We start from the raw sequence: 19,886 nt of genomic DNA, 5'->3' as shown, positions 1-19,886 counted from the left end.
AGGGCCCCTTCGCGGGCAAGCCTCGCTCCTACAAGGTATACGTGATCTTTGTAGGAGCGAGCGGTGCGGCGATCCGACTTGCCCGCGAAGGCGGCTTCATGGCTTACGCAAAAGGTACGTATCCATAATCCAACCATTAGCCAGCCGCGCCGCCTTGCGCACTCGCTCGATCTCATCCGCCACGTCCTTGAGCTTGCCGCTGATGAGGATTTCATCCGGTGTCCCCAGGTAAGCCCCCCAGTAAATCTCTGTCTCCTGATCAGCCACCTGATGGTAGGAATCTTCCGCGTCGAGCATCACCACCAGGCTGTCGGCATCGCTCACCTGCCCTGCCGCCAGCCGGCGGCCCGTCGTGATTTCGAATGAGCGCCCAATCCGGTTCAGCGGCACTTTATGCTGGGCTGCCAATGCCTGAACGCTGGTGATACCGGGGATCACGTCGAACTCAAAGACGCAGCGGCCGGACGCCAGAATAGCCTGCAAGATCCGAATGGTGCTGTCGTACAACGCCGGATCACCCCACACCAAAAATCCGCCACACTGGCCGTCGGACATTTCCTCATTGATCAGCCGTTCGAAGGTCATCTGCTTGGCAAGGTTCAGGTCTTCCACACTGGCCTTGTAGTCCACCTCTCCGCGCTCGCGCTCCGGGCTGTGGGCTTCAACGAAACGGTAGGTGTGATCAGTGATGTAGCGCTGGCAAATCTCACGGCGCAGGTCGATCAGTTTGTCTTTGCTCTGGCCCTTGTCCATGAGGAAAAACACATCGACGAGGTTCAGAGCCTTCACGGCCTGCATCGTGATGTAGTCGGGGTTGCCGGCACCGATGCCGATGACCATCAGTTTTTTCATCAACAGGCTCCCTCAAGGTCTGTGCCCAACACACGTAAGCGCCAGCGACCATTGAAGCGCAATTCGATGGCTGACAGCGGTTCGACATCGATCAGATTGAACGCGGGACTTTGCAGCACATGGGTCAGCGCCGCGCGAATGACAAAAGGGTGGGTGATGGCAACGCTGTGCCCCGGTGTTGCCTCCAGCGTTTTCAGCCAGGCGGCCACCCGCTCGCCGAGTTGCGCTACCGACTCGCCACCGTGAGGCGCCGAACGCGGATCATCGAGCCAGGCCTGCAAGGTCTCGGGTTCGGAACACTGCAGGTCGTCGATCCGCAAGCCATTCCAGCGTCCGAAATCACAATCCCTCAGCGCCTCTACAATCTCCACGTCATCGGCGAACAACCCGGCCGTTTGCCGGGTCCGCAATTCCGGACCGCAGAACAGGCGCGATGCCTTCTTGAGTCGGGAACCCAACGAACCTCTTGCCGATTGCCAATCCATCTCCACCGGCTCATCCGTAGGAAAACGCGCCAATTTCTGTGCGACGGTTCGAGCGTGGCACATCAGGGTCAAACGGGTCGCCTGCACGAAGGATCACTCGGTAAAAGGAAAGGAAAACAGCGTCACGCCGCCAACAATCACGCAATTGTGCCGTAAGAAACACGATTGGGGGCGTTTCGTTTTACCCCTTGCCAACGCTTGTCGCCCTTAAAAAACCGCTATCTCCGACACCCCTGTAAGCGAGGACCTACAAGGCTGAGCGACTTTGGTGTAGCCCCCGACATACGGGCATTTCGCCCCATTTTAGGGCCAGAAATGGCCGAGCAAAAATTCACTAGACATGGGGCGATCGTTCCATAAATACTGCCGTAACGGCTAATCTAAACAACACCCTCATCCAGCAGGAGCCCGGATGCCCGCTTCCAGCAACATGCACCACCGCCTCCGCACCCAGAACCCGACCGACAGTGTCAGCATGACGCTGCCTGCGGCCAGCAGCGACTGACTGGATAAGAAAAAGAGTGGCGCCTGGCAAACAGCATCAAGCGACCGCCGATTCAATGCGTGGAAACCGACAGTGATAGTCAGGTTCGTGCCAACCGCCGAACCCTTTGATACAGGAGTGCATCCATGCTGGTCTTACGCCCAGTGGAGTTAACCGACCTGCCCCAGTTGCAGCGACTGGCGCAAGAAAGCCTGGTCGGCGTGACGTCCCTGCCGGACGACACCGAACGCTTGCGCGAGCGGATTCTCGACTCCTGCGCCTCGTTCGATAAAAACGTGCAACAGCATGGCCCGGAAAACTACTTCTTCGTGCTGGAGGACCTGACCACCCGACGCCTCGCGGGCTGTTCGGAAATCCTCGCCACTGCCGGTTTCGGCGAACCCTTCTACAGCCTGCGCAACCGGCACTTCACCAGCGCCTCGCGGGAGCTGAACATCGAGCACGGCGTGCCGGCGCTTTCGTTGTGCCACGACCTCAGTGGCCACACCTTGTTGCGTGGGTTTCACATCGATGCGGCATTGGTGCGCACACCGTCCTCCGAATTGCTGTCACGGGCGCGCCTGATGTTCATCGCCGCGCACCTGCCGCGCTTTGCCGAAGCGGTCATCACCGAAATCGTCGGCTTCAGCGATGAAGAAGGACGGTCGCCATTCTGGGATGCACTGGGCAAACACTTCTTCGACCTGCCCTACACAGAGGCCGAGCGCCTTTGCGGACTGGAGAGCCGGACATTTCTTGCCGAACTGATGCCGCAATATCCGATCTACGTGCCGATGTTGCCCCAGACCGCGCGGGACTGCATCGGCCGTATTCACCCCGACGGCCAGGAGGCCTTCGATATCCTTGAACGCGAGGGGTTCGAGACCAACAGCTACATCGACCTGTTCGACGGCGGCCCGACCCTGTATGCACGTCTCGCCAACATCCGCACTATCGCGCAAAGCCAGAATGGCACCGCCACACCGGGCTCGACCATCGATGCCCGCGGACGCTACCTGGTGAGCAACGATTCACTGCGAAACTATCGCGCCATCGTCGCCGATCTGGACTACACCGCCGGGCAACCCGTGGTCCTCAGCGCCGAGATGTGCGAGGCACTGAATGTCACCGACGGCAGCCCGATCCGGGTGATCGCGCTGTGAGCATCCTCGCGTCCAGTGCCCAACGACAGCGCTCGAACCTGCGTGTAGAAGGAGCTGCAAAATGATTGTCCGTCCGGTCCAGATCACCGACCTGCCCGCCCTGTTGGCGCTGGTCCGGCAGGCCGGCCCCGGCTTTACCACCCTGCCCGCCAGCGAGGACCGCCTGGCGCACCGGGTGCGCTGGGCGCAACGGACTTTCGCGGAGCAGGTTGAACGCGCCGATGCCGACTACCTGTTCGTGCTCGAAGACGACGATCAGCAAGTAGTGGGTGTCAGCGCCCTGACGGGGGCCGTTGGCCTGCGTGAGCCCTGGTACAACTATCGAGTGGGACTGACAGTCAGTGCGTCACCGGATCTGGGCATCCGGCGGCAAATCCCGACACTGTTCCTGAACAACGAAATGACCGGGCAATCGGAGATTTGCTCCCTGTTCCTGCGTCACGATCAACGCCACGGCAGTAACGGTCGATTGTTGTCGTTGGCGCGCTTGCTGTTTGCTGCCGAGTTTGCGCACCTGTTCGGCGAGAAGCTCATCGCCGAACTGCGTGGCAGCGCCGACGAGCAAGGCTGCTCGCCATTCTGGGACAGCCTGGGCCGGCACTTCTTCAAGATGGATTTCAACCATGCCGATCACTTGTCGGGGCTGGGCAGCAAATCGTTCATTGCCGAACTGATGCCACGCCAACCGCTGTATACCTGCCTGCTCACCGAACAGGCCCAGGCCGTGATCGGCAAGGCTCACCCGAATACCGAACCGGCATTGAAAATCCTCACCGCAGAAGGTTTCACGCACAAGGGCTACATCGACATCTTTGACGCCGGCCCGGTCATCGAAGCACCGCTGTCGAAAATCCGCACGGTGCGCGACAGCCAGGCGCTATCGCTGGTCATCGGCACGCCAGACGACCAGGCGCCGGTCTGGCTGATCCACAACCGCCGACTGGAAAACTGCCGCATCACCGCCGCCCCCGCCAGGCGGGTGGGCAACAGCCTGATCGTCGACCGGCTCACCGCCAAACGCTTGCAACTGCAACCCGGCAACTCGGTACGCGCGGTGCCGCTGCTCAACCAACAGCAGCAGGCTGCGGCGGCTTGAAGCAACCTCACGCCTCTCAATGGCGGTTTCGATCAGGCCCGCCCTGCAAATTCGTCATCATTCTTCCCCCCTTAGCGTGATAGCCTTTTGTTTTTTCGGCGTTGACACTTTTGCTCAAGCCCTTCCATTCCATTGGTGGAACTCATATGTCCAGGCTTTCACATCAAGATTTGCGCCGTAACTTCCGTGAACTGTTCGCTTCCAAAACCTGCTATCACACCGCGTCGGTTTTCGACCCGATGTCGGCACGCATTGCCGCAGACCTGGGTTTTGAAGTGGGGATCCTGGGTGGTTCTGTCGCGTCGCTACAAGTGCTGGGCGCACCCGACTTCGCCCTGATCACCCTCAGTGAGTTCGCCGAGCAGGCCACTCGCATCGGCCGTGTCGCCCAATTGCCGGTGATCGCCGACGCCGACCATGGCTACGGCAACGCCCTTAACGTGATGCGCACCATCGTCGAACTCGAACGTGCCGGCATCGCCGCCCTGACCATCGAAGACACCCTGCTGCCGGCGCAATTCGGCCGCAAGTCCACCGACCTGATCGGCGTCGCCGAAGGTGTCGGCAAGATCCGCGCAGCGCTGGAAGCCCGGGTCGACTCGGAAATGGCCATCATCGCCCGCACTCACGCGGGCATCCTGCCGGTGCAGGAAATCATCAGCCGCACCCAGCAGTACCAGAAGGCCGGTGCGGACGGGATTTGCATGGTGGGCGTGCGCGACTTCGACCACCTCGAACAGATCGCCGAACACCTGAGCGTGCCACTGATGCTGGTCACTTACGGCAACCCGCTGCTGCGCGACGACAAACGTCTGGCAGAGCTGGGCGTGCGGGTCACCATCGACGGTCATGGCGCTTACTTTGCGGCGATCAAGGCGACTTACGACAGCCTGCGCGAACAGCGGCAGATCCTCACCCAGACCTCGGACTTGAGCGCGACGGAACTGACGCATACCTATACGCAGCCTGAGGAATACATCCGTTGGGCAGAAGAGTTTATGAGCGTTAAAGAGTAATTGCAGTGTGAGCCGTTCTGACGCCATCGCCAGCAAGGACAGTGCAAAACCCTGTAGGAGCTGGCTTGCCAGCGATAGCGGTGCAACCGCCAATGAAGATGTAAAGCTGACGGCCTCTTCGCCGGCAAGCCGGCTCCTACAAGGGATTTGTGCAGGCTTTCAGACCGGGTCGAACAGTTCGTGACGAGGCTCGCCCTCGCCGCTACAAATGACCCGATTGCGACCGGTGGTCTTGGCCTGGTAGAGCGCCTGATCGGCGTCGTTGAGCCAGAGCGTCGCGTCTGTGTGCGCCTGGGTGAAAGCCGCAAGGCCGATGCTCAGGCTGACTTTCAGCGCCGGGCTCTGTTCGTAACTGAGGGTAGCGAAACGATCCCGCAGGGCATCCATGGCCGCCGCGGCGCTGCCGAGCGCAAGGTCCGGGAGAATCACACAGAACTCGTCACCGCCGTAGCGGCCGGCCACGTCAGTCGCCCGAAGGTTCTGTTTGAGCACCTTGCTCAACTGCCGCAAGACGATATCGCCGGCGACATGCCCGTAGGTGTCGTTGATGGCTTTGAAGTGATCGACGTCGATCAACGCAATAGCCCCACCCCGATTCTGGCGTTTACAGCGCTGGAATTCGACTTCCAACTGGTCCTTCCAGGCACCATGGTTGAGCAGGCCGGTGAGACTATCGGTGCGACTCAGGGCGAGCAATTCGCGCTTTTGCCGGCCAAGTGTGGTGGCCTGGCGAAAGCAGATCCAGCCCAGCGCCAACGGATACAGACACAGCAAGGGTAAACAGGCGTACAGCTGCAGCTGACTGGTTTCAGGAGTAAAGGCCGGCGCAAACAGAAAGTATCCGACGCAAACGCCCAAAAGTTGCGCAACCGTGCCCACCAGCAGGAATCGCAAACCGCCAATGGCCACATTGTTCATCGCCATCATGGCAATGGTGGTTGCGCTGGGAAGCGGATTGAATTGCATGGCGGCGACCCAGAAGCCGCCGAGAAAGGCATCGACCAGCAGGTTACGGTGTTCGGCGTGGTAGGGAACCTTCGCCCGACGCGCCCATTGGTAGGCCACGTGTGGCCAGAAGATTCCGTTGAAGAGCATCATCGCCCAGACCCACAATGGCGGATCAAGCGGGTACATCGCGGCGGCCACGCACACCAGCCCCGCGGCTAGCCCCAGGCTTCGCGATGCATAGAGCCTCCTGGCCAGTGAAAGTCCTTTTCCTCCCGTTTTTCCCATAAGGCCTCTGTACCGCTGAACGGAACCTGATCACACCTGGGGTTGCGGGTGTGCTCGAAGTCTAACAGGGCAACGTCAAATAGCCATCACCGGCCAGCAGTCTGAATACCGCGGTATAGACAGGAGGCGAGCCCCGAATGTTTGGCTATACCTGAAGAGACAAATAACGAGAAAAAAGGAGGACCATGCAGACTTTCCAAGTGTTGATCATCGGCAGCGGTTTCGGCGGCCAGTGCGCGGCGATCAATTTGCTCAAGGCCGGCATCGATGATTTTCGTCTGTTGGAACGTCGAGACTTCTTCGGCGGCACCTGGTGCCAGAACACTTACCCCGGCGCCGCCGTCGATGTGCCCTCGCCGCTGTATTCGCTGTCCTTTGCGCCCTATCGCTGGACGCAAATGTTCGCCGAACAAGCCGAATTGCACCGCTACACGCAGCACGTGGTGGAGCAGTTCGGCCTGCGCGACAGGGTGGAACTGGAGGCGAACGTCGAACGCGTCGAATGGGACGACGACGCCAAACGCTGGGCAGTGCACACCGCGAGCAAAGGCACGTTCTACGCGCAGTTCCTGATCAACGCCACAGGGCCGCTGAGCCAGCCCGTCGTCCCACGCTTCGAGGGCCAGGAGCGCTTTCAGGGCAAGACTTTTCATACCAACCATTGGGATCACGCCTACAACTATCGGCATAAACGCGTCGCCATCGTTGGCAGTGGCGCCAGCGCGGCCCAGGTGATCCCGGCGATTGCTCCGGACGTCGCGCATTTGCATGTGTTCCAACGCACACCGCACTGGGTGCTGCCACGGGGCGACCGCACTTTTGGGCCTTTCCAGCGCTGGTTACTCGGCCTCAAACCCGCCTACAAGCTGCTGCGCTGGATGATCTACTGGCAATTCGAAACCCGGGTGATTGCCTTCAAATATTCGAAACCGGCCATCCGCATGGTCCAGCAACACGCCCTGCGCTTCCTCAAACGACAAGTGCCCGACCCTGAACTCAGACGAAAACTGACACCGGACTACGCCATCGGCTGCAAGCGGGTCATTGTTTCAAGCACCCTGTACCCGGCACTCGGCCGCGACAACGTGACCTTGCATAGCCGCGAGCAAGGCATTGCCGCCATCGACGAAACAGGCATTGTCATGCAGGACGGGCAGCATATCGACGTGGACCTGATTGTCTGGTCCACCGGTTACGACGCCACTGACGGGGTCATTTCCTACCCGGTCAGCGGAAAAAACGGCAAGCAACTCAGGGATTTCTGGGCGACCTACCCTCGCGCCTACCTCGGCACCAGCCTGCCGGACTTCCCCAACCTGTTTATCGTCACCGGTCCCAACACCGGCATCGGCCATACATCGGCGCTGTTCATCATCGAATCGCAGATGAATTACATCCTCGACTGCATTCGCACGTTAAAAGAACAGGGTTTGCGCAGCATCGAAGTACGCCCCGAGGCAGAACGTACCTACACTGAAATGATCCACCGGGAGATGGAACGCACTGTATGGAAGTCAGGAGGCTGCCACAGTTGGTATCAAAGCGAGAGCGGTCATGTAATCGCCATGTTTCCGGGGTTCAGTTTCAGCTACCACCGATTGACCCGGGCACTGAAACCCGCCGATCACATGCTGTCCTGATCAGAGAGAAGGGAGACGCCTGATGCTTTTGTTGGTTGTCGCTATCGCAGTTTTCGCGGCTTGGAGCTGGTTGAGCTACCCGGCCATCGGTTATTGGCTCTATGACTTGAACATGGCGGCCGAAGCCAAGCTGTATCGGCTGCACAAAATCGTCGTGCCCATCGCCGAAATGACCGTCTCGACCTGGCAAGGGGGGCCTTATGAAGCGTCAAGCAGTGTGCTGATGCTCCACGGCTACAGCGCCGACAAGAATATCTGGCTGCGTTTCGCCCGGCACTTTGTCGGCAAATACCGGGTGATCATTCCCGACATCGCAGGGCATGGCGAAACCGGCTTCAAGGCCGGCGGCGGTTATGACATTCCCTTGCAGGCCAAACGAATGATCCAGTTGCTCGACGTCTGCGGCGTCGAGAAGGTCCACGTGATCGGTAACTCGATGGGCGGCTACATGGCAGCCTGGCTCGCGGCCACCTACCCGGAGCGCATCGCGTCGGTCGCGCTGATCGACCCGGCCGGTGTCACCGCCCCCGAAATCAGTGACCTGGAACGCCACTTGGCCCAGGGGCACAACCCGTTCCTGGTTCACTCCCGAGAAGAATTCCGGCGCTTCTACGCCATGACCATGGCCGAACCACCGTGGGTGCCCGGCGTGGTGCTGGACGCCATCGCCCAGCGTTATGAACAGTCCCGGGATGAGTTGGCAGAAATCTTCAGCGATTTTCGCGCCAGCCCGCCGATGGAGCCAAAACTGCCCGACATCAAGTGCCCGGCGCTGCTGCTGTGGGGGCGCAAGGACCGCTTGATCGATGTCAGCAGCGTGGCGATCTGGAGCAAAGGCATCGAGGACCTGCGTGTAGAAATCTGGGACGGCATCGGCCATATGCCGATGGTCGAAGAACCAGGGAGCACGGCGCGGTTATATCGGGAGTTTTTGGCATCCCAACGCTCGGAAAGCCCTCAGGACCAGAGGATGCATTGAGCAAGCAGTCCTTGGAAGAATGAAGTCCGTAAGATTCTTCGTTTGTCGGCGACGCTGAAGGCTGCGATCTTTTCCGCATCCTTTACGTCACCGCGCCAGGAATTTTTTCATGAGCCACCCGAGCTTTGTCAGCCCTGACCTGATCCGCCAACGCTTCTCCAAAGCGATGTCCGACATGTACCGCGAAGAAGTGCCGCTGTACGGCGCGCTGATGGAACTGGTGGAACAGACCAACCGCCATGTACTGGAAAGCGACCCGCAGATCGCCCGACAGTTGAACAGCACCGGCGAAATCCAGCGTCTGGACCTGGAGCGTCATGGCGCCATCCGCGTCGGCACCGCCGCTGAACTGGCCACCCTCGCCCGGCTGTTTGCGGTGATGGGCATGCAACCGGTCGGCTATTACGACCTGACCCCGGCCGGCGTGCCGGTGCACTCCACTGCGTTCCGCGCGGTGCATGAAGCCGCACTGCAAGTCAGCCCGTTTCGAGTATTCACCTCGTTGCTGCGTCTGGAATTGATCGAAGACCTGGAGCTGCGCGCCTTTGCGCAATCGATGCTGAATAAGCGCTCGATCTTCACGCCAAAAGCATTGAACCTCATTGATCGTGCCGAAACCGAAGGTGGCCTCACCGAGTCCGAGGCCCAGGACTTCGTCGAGCAAGCGCTGGAAACCTTCCGCTGGCACCACAGCGCGACGGTCACCGCCGAGCAGTACCAGAAACTCAGCGCCCAGCATCGCCTGATCGCCGACGTGGTGGCGTTCAAGGGCCCGCACATCAATCACCTGACGCCGCGCACGCTGGACATCGACATCGTGCAGACGCAAATGCCGGCCCACGGCATTACCCCTAAAGCAGTGATCGAAGGCCCGCCCCGTCGGCAGTGCCCGATCCTGTTGCGCCAGACTAGTTTCAAGGCGCTGGACGAGCCTGTCGCCTTCACCGATCAGGCCGAAAGTCGCGGCAGCCACAGCGCCCGCTTCGGTGAAATCGAGCAGCGCGGAGCGGCGCTCACACCTAAAGGACGAGCGCTGTATGACCGTTTGCTCAATGCTGCTCGCGACGAACTCGGGGACTTCCCCAACGAAGGCAACGCCGCACGCTATAACGCGCTAATGACGCAGCATTTCAGCGAATTCCCTGACACCGTCGAGGGCATGCGCCTACAGGAACTGGCGTACTTTCGCTATTTCGTGACGGAGAAAGGCGTCGGAGCGCAGGCGCTTAAATCCTTGTCGCTGGAAGATCTGCTCAGCGATGGCTATTTGCGGGTTGAACCGCTGGTTTACGAAGATTTCCTGCCGGTCAGCGCGGCGGGGATTTTCCAGTCAAATCTGGGGGATGCCGCGCAAACCCACTACGGCGAGCATTCGAATCGGCAAGCATTCGAGCAAGCCCTGGGACGATCGACCATCGATGAGTTGGGGTTGTATGCCGAGACGCAACGGCGCTCGATCGAGGAATGCTTCGCAACGCTCCGCTGATCAACCTTTGTAGGAGCCGGCTTGCCGGCGATGGAGCCCTTAAGAGCAATACAAATCCAAGGGCCCCATCGCCAGCAAGCTGGCTCCTACAGGTTTTATGGCGATCTTCAGTGGTTATTTCAGCTTCGCCAGCAGCGCTTCAGCCGCCGCCTCGGACGACGCCGGATTCTGCCCGGTCAGCAGCAGACCATCGGTCACCACATAACTCGCCCAGTCATCCCCCTTGGAATAAATCCCGCCCTTCTCCTGGAGCATGTCCTCCACCAGAAACGGCACCACATTGGTCAGTTGCACCGCCTCCTCCTCGGAGTTGGTGAAACCGGTCACACGTTTGCCTTTGACCAGCGGTTGGCCATCCGCGCCCTTGACGTGACGCAACACACCCGGCGCATGGCAGACCAAAGCAACCGGCTTGCCGGCCTTGTAAAACGCCTCGATCAATGCGATCGAAACCTTGTCTTCAGTCAGATCCCACAACGGGCCATGCCCGCCCGGATAGAAAACCGCATCGTAATCTTCGGCTCGCACGCTGCCGAGCAACGCGGTGGACGCCAATGCGGACTGGGCTGCAGAATCCTTGCGAAAACGCTCCGTCGCAGCGGTCTGCGCATCGGGCTCATCGCTTTTGGGGTCCAGTGGCGGCTGGCCTCCCTTGGGCGACGCCAGCGTCAGCTGAGCGCCGGCGTCTTTGAAAGCGAAATACGGTGCCGCGAATTCCTCCAGCCAGAAGCCGGTTTTCTTACCGGTATTACCCAATTGATCGTGGGACGTCAAAACCATCAGGATTTTCATGTCGCGCTCCTTGAATGTGGGAAATGTACGGTTATCTCAGCGCAGATTTGACCACCCGGCTGCGCAGTTCGTTGCACTTGTTACACGGGTTCTCTCAGTGATGGCCAACCGCCTTGATGCGCAAGAAGTTGCGCAATCGACCGAGCAAATCGTCCGGTTTCACTGCACAACATCCGGCTAATCAGGGCCTCCAGCCGAGTGCGCAAGAAGTTGCGCAGTGCTGCGCAACTTCTTGCGCACATTACGCGTAGATCCTTGCGCGGCGTTTCAAAAACAGTCGAAAAACCATCTCGAATATTTGTTTTATATGGTTTTTATCGTTTATGGCACGGACCTTGATAACAGTCATGCACCCACCGGGCGATACCGCCTCCCGGGCACCTTTATTTATTCAGCAAGGAGAGCATCCATGGCAACACCAGCGTACATGTCCGTCACTGGCGAAAAACAAGGCCTGATCACTGCCGGCGCCTTCACTGCCGACTCCGTTGGCAACACCTACCAGGAAGGTCACGAAGACCAGGTCATGGTTCAGGCTTTCAGCCACGACGTGATCATCCCGCGTGACCCGCAATCCGGCCAACCGACCGGTCAGCGCGTACACAAGCCAGTCGTGATCACCAAGGTCTACGACAAGGCTTCGCCTCTGCTGCAAGCTGCTCTGACCTCCGGCGAGCGCATGAGCGAAATCGTTATCCAGTGGTTCCGTACTTCGGCTCAAGGTACTCAAGAGCACTACTACACCACCAAACTGGAAGACGCGATCATCGTCGCCATCAACAACAAAATGCACAACTGCCAGGATCCAGGCAACTCGCACTTCACCCACCTGGAAGAAGTGCAGTTCACCTACCGCAAAATCACCTGGACCCACGAAGTATCCGGTACTTCGGGTTCCGATGACTGGCGTGCTCCAGTCGTTTAATTACGGCTGATCGTTACAAGCATCGGCCAGCTCTGCTGGTCGATGTTGTTTACGCCCCTCCAGAATTTCGCGTGCGTTGATCCGCTTTGCGGTTGTCGACGAACGCAGCTCCACAGCACGAGGAACAAGGGATGTTCGCGCCGGCCAATCAGACTCACTTTGCCCTGACCATCGAAGGTCTCCCCAACGACTTCCAGGTGCTTTCCCTGCAAGGTCGGGAAGCCATCAGCCAGCCGTTTGTGTTTGAGGTGGAACTGGTCAGTGAAAAGCCGTCCCTGGACCTCGAAAGCCTGCTGCACAAACCGGCCTTTTTGCAGCTCTCGCCCGACGGCAGCGGCATTCATGGCCAGATCTATCGCACCGCCCAGGGTGATTCCGGCAAACGCCTGACCCGCTACGCGGTGACCCTGCGCCCGCAACTGTCCTACCTCGCGCACCGCATCAACCAGCGCATCTTCCAGAACCTCACCGTGCCGAAAATCATCGGCCTGGTCCTCGAAGAGCACGGCATCCAGAGCAATGCCTACCAGTTCAAAGTCGGGGCGATTTATCCCGAGCGCATCTACTGCGTTCAGTACGATGAATCGGACCTGCAATTCGTCCAGCGCCTGTGCGAGGAAGAAGGTATCCACTACCACTTCGAGCACAGCGCCACGGCCCACAAACTGGTGTTCGGCGATGACCAGACGGTGTTCCCGAAACTCGCGCCCGTGGCCTATCAGCAAGACTCCGGCATGGTCGCCAGCGACCCGGTGATCAAGCGCTTCGACCTGCGCCTGGAAACCCGCACCAGCCGCATCACCCGCCGCGACTACGACTTCGAAAAACCGCGCATCAACCTCGAAAGCGAACACCGTGGCGACGCCCTGCCCGACCTCGAAGACTACGACTACCCTGGTCGCTTCATCGACCGCGAACGCGGCAAGCACCTGGCCAAACGTGCCCTCGAACGCCATCGCAGCGACTTCCAGCTGGCCGAAGGCAAAAGCGATCAGCCGTTGCTGGTCAGTGGCCATTTCCTGGCCCTGACCCAGCACCCAAAAGCTAAATGGAACGACCTGTGGCTGCTGACCGAAGTACTGCACGAAGGCAAACAGCCGCAAGTGCTGGAAGAGTCGGTCACCAGCAGCACGACCAACCTGAAAGACGACTTCCATCAGGGTTATCGCAACCGCTTCCATGCCACCCCGTGGGACGTGCCGAACCGCCCGCCGCTGACGCAGAAAAAACCGCGCATTCTCGGCAGCCAGAGCGCCGTGGTCACCGGGCCCAAAGGTGAGGAAATCCACTGCGATCAGTACGGCCGCGTCAAAGTGCAATTCCACTGGGACCGCGAAGGTCAGGCCGACGACAAGACCAGCTGCTGGCTGCGTGTCTCCTCCGCCTGGGCCGGCGCTCACTACGGCGGCATCGCCATCCCGCGAATCGGCATGGAAGTGCTCGTCACGTTCCTCGAAGGCGACCCCGACCAACCGCTGATCAGCGGCTGCCTGTACCACAAGGAAAACGTCGTCCCGTACGCCCTGCCAGCGAACAAGACCCGCACCACCTTCAAAACCCTGAGTTCACCGGGTGGCGCAGGCTTCAACGAACTGCGCATCGAAGACAAGAAAGGCCAGGAACAGATCTTCCTCCACGCCCAGCGCGACTGGGATGAAAACGTCGAACACGACCAGAAGATCCGCGTCGGCAACGAACGCCACGACACCGTGGAGAAGAACAGCTACAGCGAATTCAAGGCCGAAGAACACCACACCGTTTATGAAGACCGCAAAGTCGAAGCCCGCGCCAACGACCACCTGACCGTGGGCGTGAACCAGCACATCAAGATCGGCACCGGGCAATTCATCGACGCGGGCCAGGAAATCCACCTGAGCAGCGGCATGAAAATCGTGCTCGAAGCCGGCAGCGAACTGACCCTGATCGGCGGCGGCAGCTTCATCAAGATCGATGCAGGCGGCGTCACCATGAGCGGGCCGGCGATCAACATGAACTCCGGTGGCGGACCGGGCAGCGGGACGGGGGCGGCGCCGATATTGCCGGGGCCGTTGAAGCAGGCGGATGCGGATAAGGCCGGGCAATTGCTGGTGCCCGCGCAGCGACAAGCGTTGATGCAGAAGAAGCCGATCTGCGCGATTTGCGAGAAGGCCAAACTGGAGGCGCAAAATGCTTAAGTCCGACTGGACGCTGGAAAACGGGTTGCCCCAAGGCCTGCCGTGGAATGGCACCGTCGGATTGTTGCTGGATGGCGTCAGCGTCGAGAAACTGCCCCAGCACCTTTATCAATGGTCGGATGACCCGGTGTTCGAGCCTCTCTACCTCGGCACTCAGTGGGCGGAATTAGGCGACGTCTCACCGTGCCTGGTTCAGATCAACGCACAGAGCAATCCCATCCTCGCGAAGTTTCTCGCCGAGCCCCGCCAAGAGTGGGGCTACCTGGTGTTCAGCGATCAACCCTGGACACAAATGGTCGAGCACTTCCGCTGGCTGACCAGCGTCATGCACCCTCAGGGTGAAGAAGTCCTGCTGCGCATCGCCGACCCTGCCGTGGCCCACGCATTGCTCGGTCACGCCGAGAGCATCAAGGACCCTACCCTGTTCGGCCCCTGCTCGCAGATCGTCGCCGCCGACGCGGCATTGGGTTGCTGGCACATCAACCAGCGACCGGGCAAAGCCCCCGAGCCGAACAACAGCAAACGCTATCGCTTGAGCGACGAGCAACTCAGCCAACTGGATGAAGTGAATTTCCGCAGCATCGTCCTGCGTCTCGACCAGCACATGCACGAATACTTCCCGTCCTATCAGGCACAATCGATGCCGCTGCACCGCTGGGAACACCTGCACGCACTGGCCTCGACCTCCTACGATCGCGGCTTCAACACCGAACTCGACATCACCCTCTACGCCAACATTCACGGGTTCCTCGGCGAGCGAGCGCTGGAGGAGCATCCTGACCTGGATGCGATACTCAAGACCCCGTCGGAACAAACGCCCGCTCAGAGACTCGAACGGGTCGCTGATATTGCCCAGGAACGGGCGGCAAAACCGAATTGAAAGAGAACGCTCAAGAGAGCTTCACTCTTTGCCTAAAAGGCAGCTTTTTGTGAGACTGCGCCGCGCGTTAGTAAAACCCGCCGGTAGCGACACTCACGTCATCACCAAGAACTGAGCAAACGGGCGAATCGATCCGCCCTTGCTACCCGATGCTGGAAAGGAATTCCATATGAGCCAGACAGGAAAAAACCCCAACGCAGTCGACCTGCCCCGCAGCGATGCCAAGTGCTCCACTGGTGGCTGTTCGCAGATGAAGCAAAAGCTTCAACTGATTCCCCTGCGCTATGGTCTTGTCGAACGGCTCGACCCTTCTACTGAATTGTCGCTTCCTTACAAAACCGCCTCGCGCCCAATGGGGATTCGCCTGCTGCGCGATGGCTGGCTTTACGTAATCGACAACACGACGGGTTACTTGCACGAGTACGAAGTGAAAAACGGCGTGGTCACCAAGTGCATTTGGAAAGGCAAAGAAGCCACCCAGAACAAGCGCACCGGTTCTGCAGGCGAAAACGCTTTGATATTCACCCGTGGCAGCTCTCTGCACATAGCCTATGCCGAAGTGCAATGGACGGCTGCCAAGTGCTCGCAAATGCTTAAGTCGAGTAAAGAGCGCGATCTGTTCATGCAGAAAGTAAACCTCGCCAAAGGCGACGTTGAAAAAGGTGGCCCAAACCTGCTGACCGACAAACAGGCTGAAAAATGGATCGCAGAGGTTGCGGAGAAACCCGCCACACAAGCACCGCCTACGGGTGCCCACCCCGAGGAAAGTAAGGACTACATCTGGGAAGACCAGAAGAATCTGTTCAAGGCGACTCAGCTCGGCACGATTAAAAAGTCGTTATTGCCAGCCTATGAAAAAGACCATTTCTTTTTGGTTTTCAAAGACAGCATTGGGGTAATGCGTGATCTTGCCGAACAGCAGGACAAAGTGGTTGGCTGGATCGATGAATGGGTGCTCAAGGAGAAGAACGACCTCAAGTATTCCATCGGTAACTACATCGAAACGCTCATGGTAGTCAGCGAAAAGTCTGCCCGCCAGGCAGGTACCAGCGATGCATTGTTCGAAAAAACCACGCCTGAGCAACGTCAAAAAATCTATGACTACGTTAATTCGCGAAATGAATACGACGGAGCCAGAACCAGCACCACTGATCTGCCACAGAGAGTAAGCCGGGTTCGCGTCCCCAACCCCAAGGTCGGCGCCGCTTACAAGGTCATGAACACCAAAAAGCAGGAGATGATCGACTCCCTTGGCAAAAGTCTTTACAGCGATCTGGAAGATGACATCGAGGTGCTGGAAGACAAAAGCCACGCCGCTGTACAAGGTAAAGGCCTGGGCGCTCGTGGCATCCACGACCTCGTCCGCTATGAGGAAATGAACAAATACCTGGAAACCGAGCGCTCGCACATGAAGCGCTGGACCTCTCGTTTGAACCGCATTACTGATGACCGGGTGGGATTGTTTACCAAAAGTGAATACCACATGAGTGCGTGGTATTTCGATGCGGATGTTCCTGATCAGTTAATGGCGACACTAATTACAGAACAAAACTGCGTTCGGGATATCTGTCGGACCGATGAGAGCCTGAGGGCACTAGGCGAATACTTTCATGGAGCGCCATACTTTGTCCTGCCAGGGTTCGCCAGCCGACTTGATACAGATTTTCTATTTAAAAAACACGGCGACCTACTCAAGTGGTTCGACGACGCCAGAAACCTGGAAGCCGGCCTTAGCGATGTGCAAGTACGCGTCAACGAAATGGGAGCTCTACTTGGGAATCATTGGGCAAACAGCCCTGATTTAAACCCAAATGCTTTAGCCGCAAGTCATATCGTAAATGCTGCGTACGACCCTGCAATTGCATTGCGCTTGCAGGACTGGCTGGCAGAGTTGCAAAAACAATTAGATGGCCCCGGCCTGCAAGCACACTTGGACAAACTATCAAAATTCAGTAATCGCGGACAACGACTGGGCGCCCTATATGCTTTAAAACAAGGGGGGATCAAATTAAAAGTCGCCAACAAAGAAGATGTAGATCTGTTTATAAAGCGAGTAACCCAACATGCAAAACTTATAGAAAAACATGAGCCATTAATTATCAATCGGGACAAACAAAAGGCCCTTAGCAAAAAAACCAGCCTCAGCCCAGCAGAAAGAAACGTTGCAAACAATGAAAAAATCAGGCTGAACAATCTTCTATTGCCGCTAGAAAACGAAATCAAGGCGTTAAATCACCAAATAAAAGAATCCACTATCCCGACTGACAAACTTGCTAAAGGCCAAATAGGCCTTCAAACACCGCTAAGCCCTGCTCAACAAAAAATGTTCGACGACGAGGTCAATCGTTTGAAAATGGGCGCAGGGAAGAGCTTTGGCGAGAGCGGCGTCGGGGCTGCTGCACTTAAAAGCAGCATGCTTCCAATGGCTGCGCTTTTCATGCAAGTATGGAATTTAAAAGAGGCTCTCACGACATGGAGAAAAATCTCTGGGACCCCTTCTCTCAAAGAAAGAGTTATTTTCATCGGCGCAGTAACCGGAGCGGCAGCATCTGCCATTTCTGTTTATCAGAATGTGCATATAACAATCGTAGACAAAGCGTTTCATGCGACAAAAGCAAGTACATCAGGACAGGGAGGAACACTCTTCTCTGTAAAGCTAGGTAAATTGGGGCTTGGACTCGGGGTACTTATATCTCCACTTGCCCTAATAAACTCAATAGGTACGGCGTGGGACAATTGGAACAAGTGGGCTGACGCTCTTCGCACAGGGACAACTGGGGAACAAGCTGGTGCACTTTTGGCTCTGACAGGTGACATCGGCAGCGTAGGTGTGAATGCTGCTATCACTGTTAAAATGTCGAAAGAAATAGGTTCTCTCGGCTGGCAATTTTTCATGTCCCCCCCCGGTTTAAAAGTAAAAGCACTGAGTACTGCTTGGAGTGCTAACGGCCTGCGATTTTTCAGCTTTGCGGGTCGCATGACTCCATGGTCTTTAGGACTGTCTGCCTTACAATTGGCAGGGGAATCTATCTATAACTATTTCAACCTAGACGACCAACAAAACTGGATGATTTCTAGTTGCTGGGGTAAAGAAAATAAAAACTGGGATATGGATACCCACAAGCAAGGCCTGGCAGAATCCAATCTCAGACCAGTTATCACTGACCTAGGTCTTGGCGAAAAAAACAAAGGTACAACGCCCGTACGCACACTGCTTTTGACATTTCCAGGATTAAGCTTAGAAGAACTAAAAGAGCATCCAATACGAGTTCAAGCTGAGCTATCAGCGCAGCTGAATCGTGATGCTGCTGATGTGGGCATTGATGTAAGAGACGGACTAAGCTTGGCAAATATCAATCCACTTATAGCTCGGCTCGTTGTCCCCGAAAGCTGGTGCGGTGAGCAATCACAACTGAAGCTGCGATTGAGCGTTCAACCTGATATTGCAAATGCCCCCCTGAAAGCCAAGGACGAATACCTGTATTACCCCATCTCCTTAAGTTTTCTTGGCGCTGAAAAAAATAGCGTCGTTAAAGGCGAACCATCCGTCCGAGCCAGTCGAACAGCATTACAGTGGGTCGACGTGAAACCGGAGCACCTACATGCTTGAAAACAAATATGATCGATTGCCTCATGCAGGTGATATCGAGAGAGAACCGGGTACTGAGATAGTTTATTTGTCACCAAAGCCAGTACCTACGGGAGTGCTGCCTTTCAGTGCGCGCCAGTTGCACCGCTACGCCAATGAAGTTTTTTTAGACTTTGCCATTTCTCGAGGAAGCTTTGAGTTTATGGCCCGAGCTGGAATCGGGGCGGTGATGTTCCTGTTGATTTTTCTTTTTTTTACAACGGGGCTTGGATCTTGGATAAGAAGAGATATAGAGCCGTTCTGGAGTAGTTGGCTGGATTTCTTTACAAGCATTGCGGTTTGGGGCTTTGTGGGTGCGCTTGCCACTCTTTACCTTTGCGTGTTTTTCTTTGCCATTCGCCAAGTCAGCAATCAACCTCCAGTACGTTTCAATCGCCAGCGCCGGGAAGTTGTTTTTGTTCCCAAGAAGGGAATGTCTCCTCGTTATGTTCCGTGGGAAGAAGTCATTGCGAGCGTTTCAGTGAGCAAGCTGATCACTCAATATGCTGTAATCCCCGAATTCAAACTGATGATCGGACTTCGTGACAAAAATGGCGATGTGCTTTGGGTCAGCGTTCCGAGCGGGAACTTGAACCAAGCCATAGCTGAGTGGGAGGCCATACGCATCTATATGGAAGAAGGGCCTCAAGCATTACCCATGGGGCAATCAGATGAATTCGAAGCAGGTTCAGTCGCCTATTTTCATATGTGCAGACAAGGATATCGCTCTCATCATTCATTCCTTCGATATATATGGGGCTTTTTGACAATTCAATTTTTCAGTGGCTGGACGATACCCTGCTACATCGCAGCCTGGATCAATAACCGCCCCAAAGCAGGATTCCCCAAGGAAGTACTGGATTGGTCACTATCACGTCCTATTGAAGAACATGCGGTACCTAGCGATGAGTTGATGAAGGAAAGTGCTGAGATCAGAAAAGCATTTGCGAAAGGCCAGAACCTGCTGGATTACTTCAAGGTGAAATTTTCCGAACCGGCTCAAGAGCCCACAGTGGGCGCGTCCTAGGTCGAACACCCTTTATGGCTTTCCGA

15 protein-coding genes are annotated in these 19,886 nt (G+C 57.2%); 11 read left to right on the top strand and 4 right to left on the bottom strand.

Going from position 1 to position 19,886, the window contains the following annotated elements:
* Positions 1-96: 96 nt before the first annotated feature.
* The gene (cobF, locus tag KGB24_RS08775) at positions 97-852 is read right to left on the bottom strand and encodes a precorrin-6A synthase (deacetylating) (RefSeq protein WP_223415183.1); all 756 of its coding nucleotides are present in this window, start codon (positions 850-852) and stop codon (positions 97-99) included.
* Positions 852-1,424 carry a histidine phosphatase family protein gene (locus KGB24_RS08770; protein WP_223415182.1) on the bottom strand — a complete coding sequence of 191 codons (573 nt, stop codon included), beginning with the start codon at positions 1,422-1,424 and terminating at the stop codon, positions 852-854. Before KGB24_RS08770 ends, cobF begins: the two co-directional genes overlap by 1 nt.
* Before the next feature lie 543 nt (positions 1,425-1,967).
* Between KGB24_RS08770 and KGB24_RS08765 the strand changes: the two genes are divergently transcribed.
* From KGB24_RS08765 to KGB24_RS08755, 3 genes are all read left to right on the top strand, one after another.
* On the top strand, positions 1,968-2,984 hold the full coding sequence (locus tag KGB24_RS08765; protein ID WP_223415181.1) for an arginine N-succinyltransferase: 1,017 nt from the start codon (positions 1,968-1,970) through the stop codon (positions 2,982-2,984).
* Between the two features lie 61 nt (positions 2,985-3,045).
* Entirely contained in the window at positions 3,046-4,080 is a 1,035-nt protein-coding gene (gene astA, locus KGB24_RS08760) for an arginine N-succinyltransferase (protein WP_008026743.1), read from the top strand.
* Between the two features lie 146 nt (positions 4,081-4,226).
* Positions 4,227-5,096 (top strand): oxaloacetate decarboxylase, encoded by an 870-nt coding sequence (locus tag KGB24_RS08755; protein WP_008026744.1) that lies wholly within the window; start codon positions 4,227-4,229, stop codon positions 5,094-5,096.
* Positions 5,097-5,255: 159 nt separating this feature from the next.
* Here KGB24_RS08755 and KGB24_RS08750 read toward each other — a convergent pair whose 3' ends face one another.
* Positions 5,256-6,329, bottom strand: coding sequence for a diguanylate cyclase (locus tag KGB24_RS08750; protein WP_223415180.1), 1,074 nt, complete (start codon positions 6,327-6,329; stop codon positions 5,256-5,258).
* Positions 6,330-6,514: 185 nt separating this feature from the next.
* Here KGB24_RS08750 and KGB24_RS08745 point away from each other — a divergent pair, with 185 nt between their 5' ends.
* The 3 genes from KGB24_RS08745 (at position 6,515) to KGB24_RS08735 (ending at position 10,434) form a co-directional block, all read left to right on the top strand.
* Complete coding sequence (locus KGB24_RS08745) at positions 6,515-7,969, top strand: flavin-containing monooxygenase (protein ID WP_223415179.1); 1,455 nt, start codon at positions 6,515-6,517, stop codon at positions 7,967-7,969.
* Between the two features lie 22 nt (positions 7,970-7,991).
* Positions 7,992-8,948, top strand: a complete 957-nt coding sequence (locus KGB24_RS08740) for an alpha/beta fold hydrolase (RefSeq protein WP_008026747.1) — start codon at positions 7,992-7,994, stop codon at positions 8,946-8,948.
* Positions 8,949-9,057: 109 nt separating this feature from the next.
* Entirely contained in the window at positions 9,058-10,434 is a 1,377-nt protein-coding gene (locus tag KGB24_RS08735; RefSeq protein ID WP_223415178.1) for a VOC family protein, read from the top strand.
* A 114-nt stretch (positions 10,435-10,548) separates the two neighbouring features.
* Here the strand turns inward: KGB24_RS08735 and KGB24_RS08730 are convergent, their stop codons facing one another.
* Positions 10,549-11,226 carry a type 1 glutamine amidotransferase domain-containing protein gene (locus KGB24_RS08730; RefSeq protein WP_223415177.1) on the bottom strand — a complete coding sequence of 226 codons (678 nt, stop codon included), beginning with the start codon at positions 11,224-11,226 and terminating at the stop codon, positions 10,549-10,551.
* 409 nt (positions 11,227-11,635) lie between these two features.
* Here KGB24_RS08730 and KGB24_RS08725 point away from each other — a divergent pair, with 409 nt between their 5' ends.
* From KGB24_RS08725 to KGB24_RS08705, 5 genes are all read left to right on the top strand, one after another.
* Positions 11,636-12,151, top strand: coding sequence for an Hcp family type VI secretion system effector (locus tag KGB24_RS08725; protein ID WP_007919523.1), 516 nt, complete (start codon positions 11,636-11,638; stop codon positions 12,149-12,151).
* A gap of 131 nt (positions 12,152-12,282) precedes the next feature.
* Positions 12,283-14,325 carry a type VI secretion system tip protein VgrG gene (tssI, locus tag KGB24_RS08720; protein ID WP_223415176.1) on the top strand — a complete coding sequence of 681 codons (2,043 nt, stop codon included), beginning with the start codon at positions 12,283-12,285 and terminating at the stop codon, positions 14,323-14,325.
* Positions 14,318-15,205 carry a DUF4123 domain-containing protein gene (locus KGB24_RS08715; RefSeq protein ID WP_223415175.1) on the top strand — a complete coding sequence of 296 codons (888 nt, stop codon included), beginning with the start codon at positions 14,318-14,320 and terminating at the stop codon, positions 15,203-15,205. Before tssI ends, KGB24_RS08715 begins: the two co-directional genes overlap by 8 nt.
* A gap of 169 nt (positions 15,206-15,374) precedes the next feature.
* Positions 15,375-18,815 carry a toxin VasX gene (locus KGB24_RS08710; RefSeq protein ID WP_223415174.1) on the top strand — a complete coding sequence of 1,147 codons (3,441 nt, stop codon included), beginning with the start codon at positions 15,375-15,377 and terminating at the stop codon, positions 18,813-18,815.
* Positions 18,808-19,860, top strand: coding sequence for a DUF6708 domain-containing protein (locus tag KGB24_RS08705; protein ID WP_223415173.1), 1,053 nt, complete (start codon positions 18,808-18,810; stop codon positions 19,858-19,860). The genes KGB24_RS08710 and KGB24_RS08705 overlap by 8 nt, the downstream gene beginning before the upstream one ends.
* Positions 19,861-19,886 lie beyond the last annotated feature (26 nt).

It is taken from the genome of Pseudomonas sp. BF-RE-25, from assembly GCF_019956105.1.
GTDB lineage: Bacteria > Pseudomonadota > Gammaproteobacteria > Pseudomonadales > Pseudomonadaceae > Aquipseudomonas > Aquipseudomonas migulae.
Note: the sequence above shows the minus strand (reverse complement) of the source record. Positions and strands in the feature narration are given on the sequence as shown.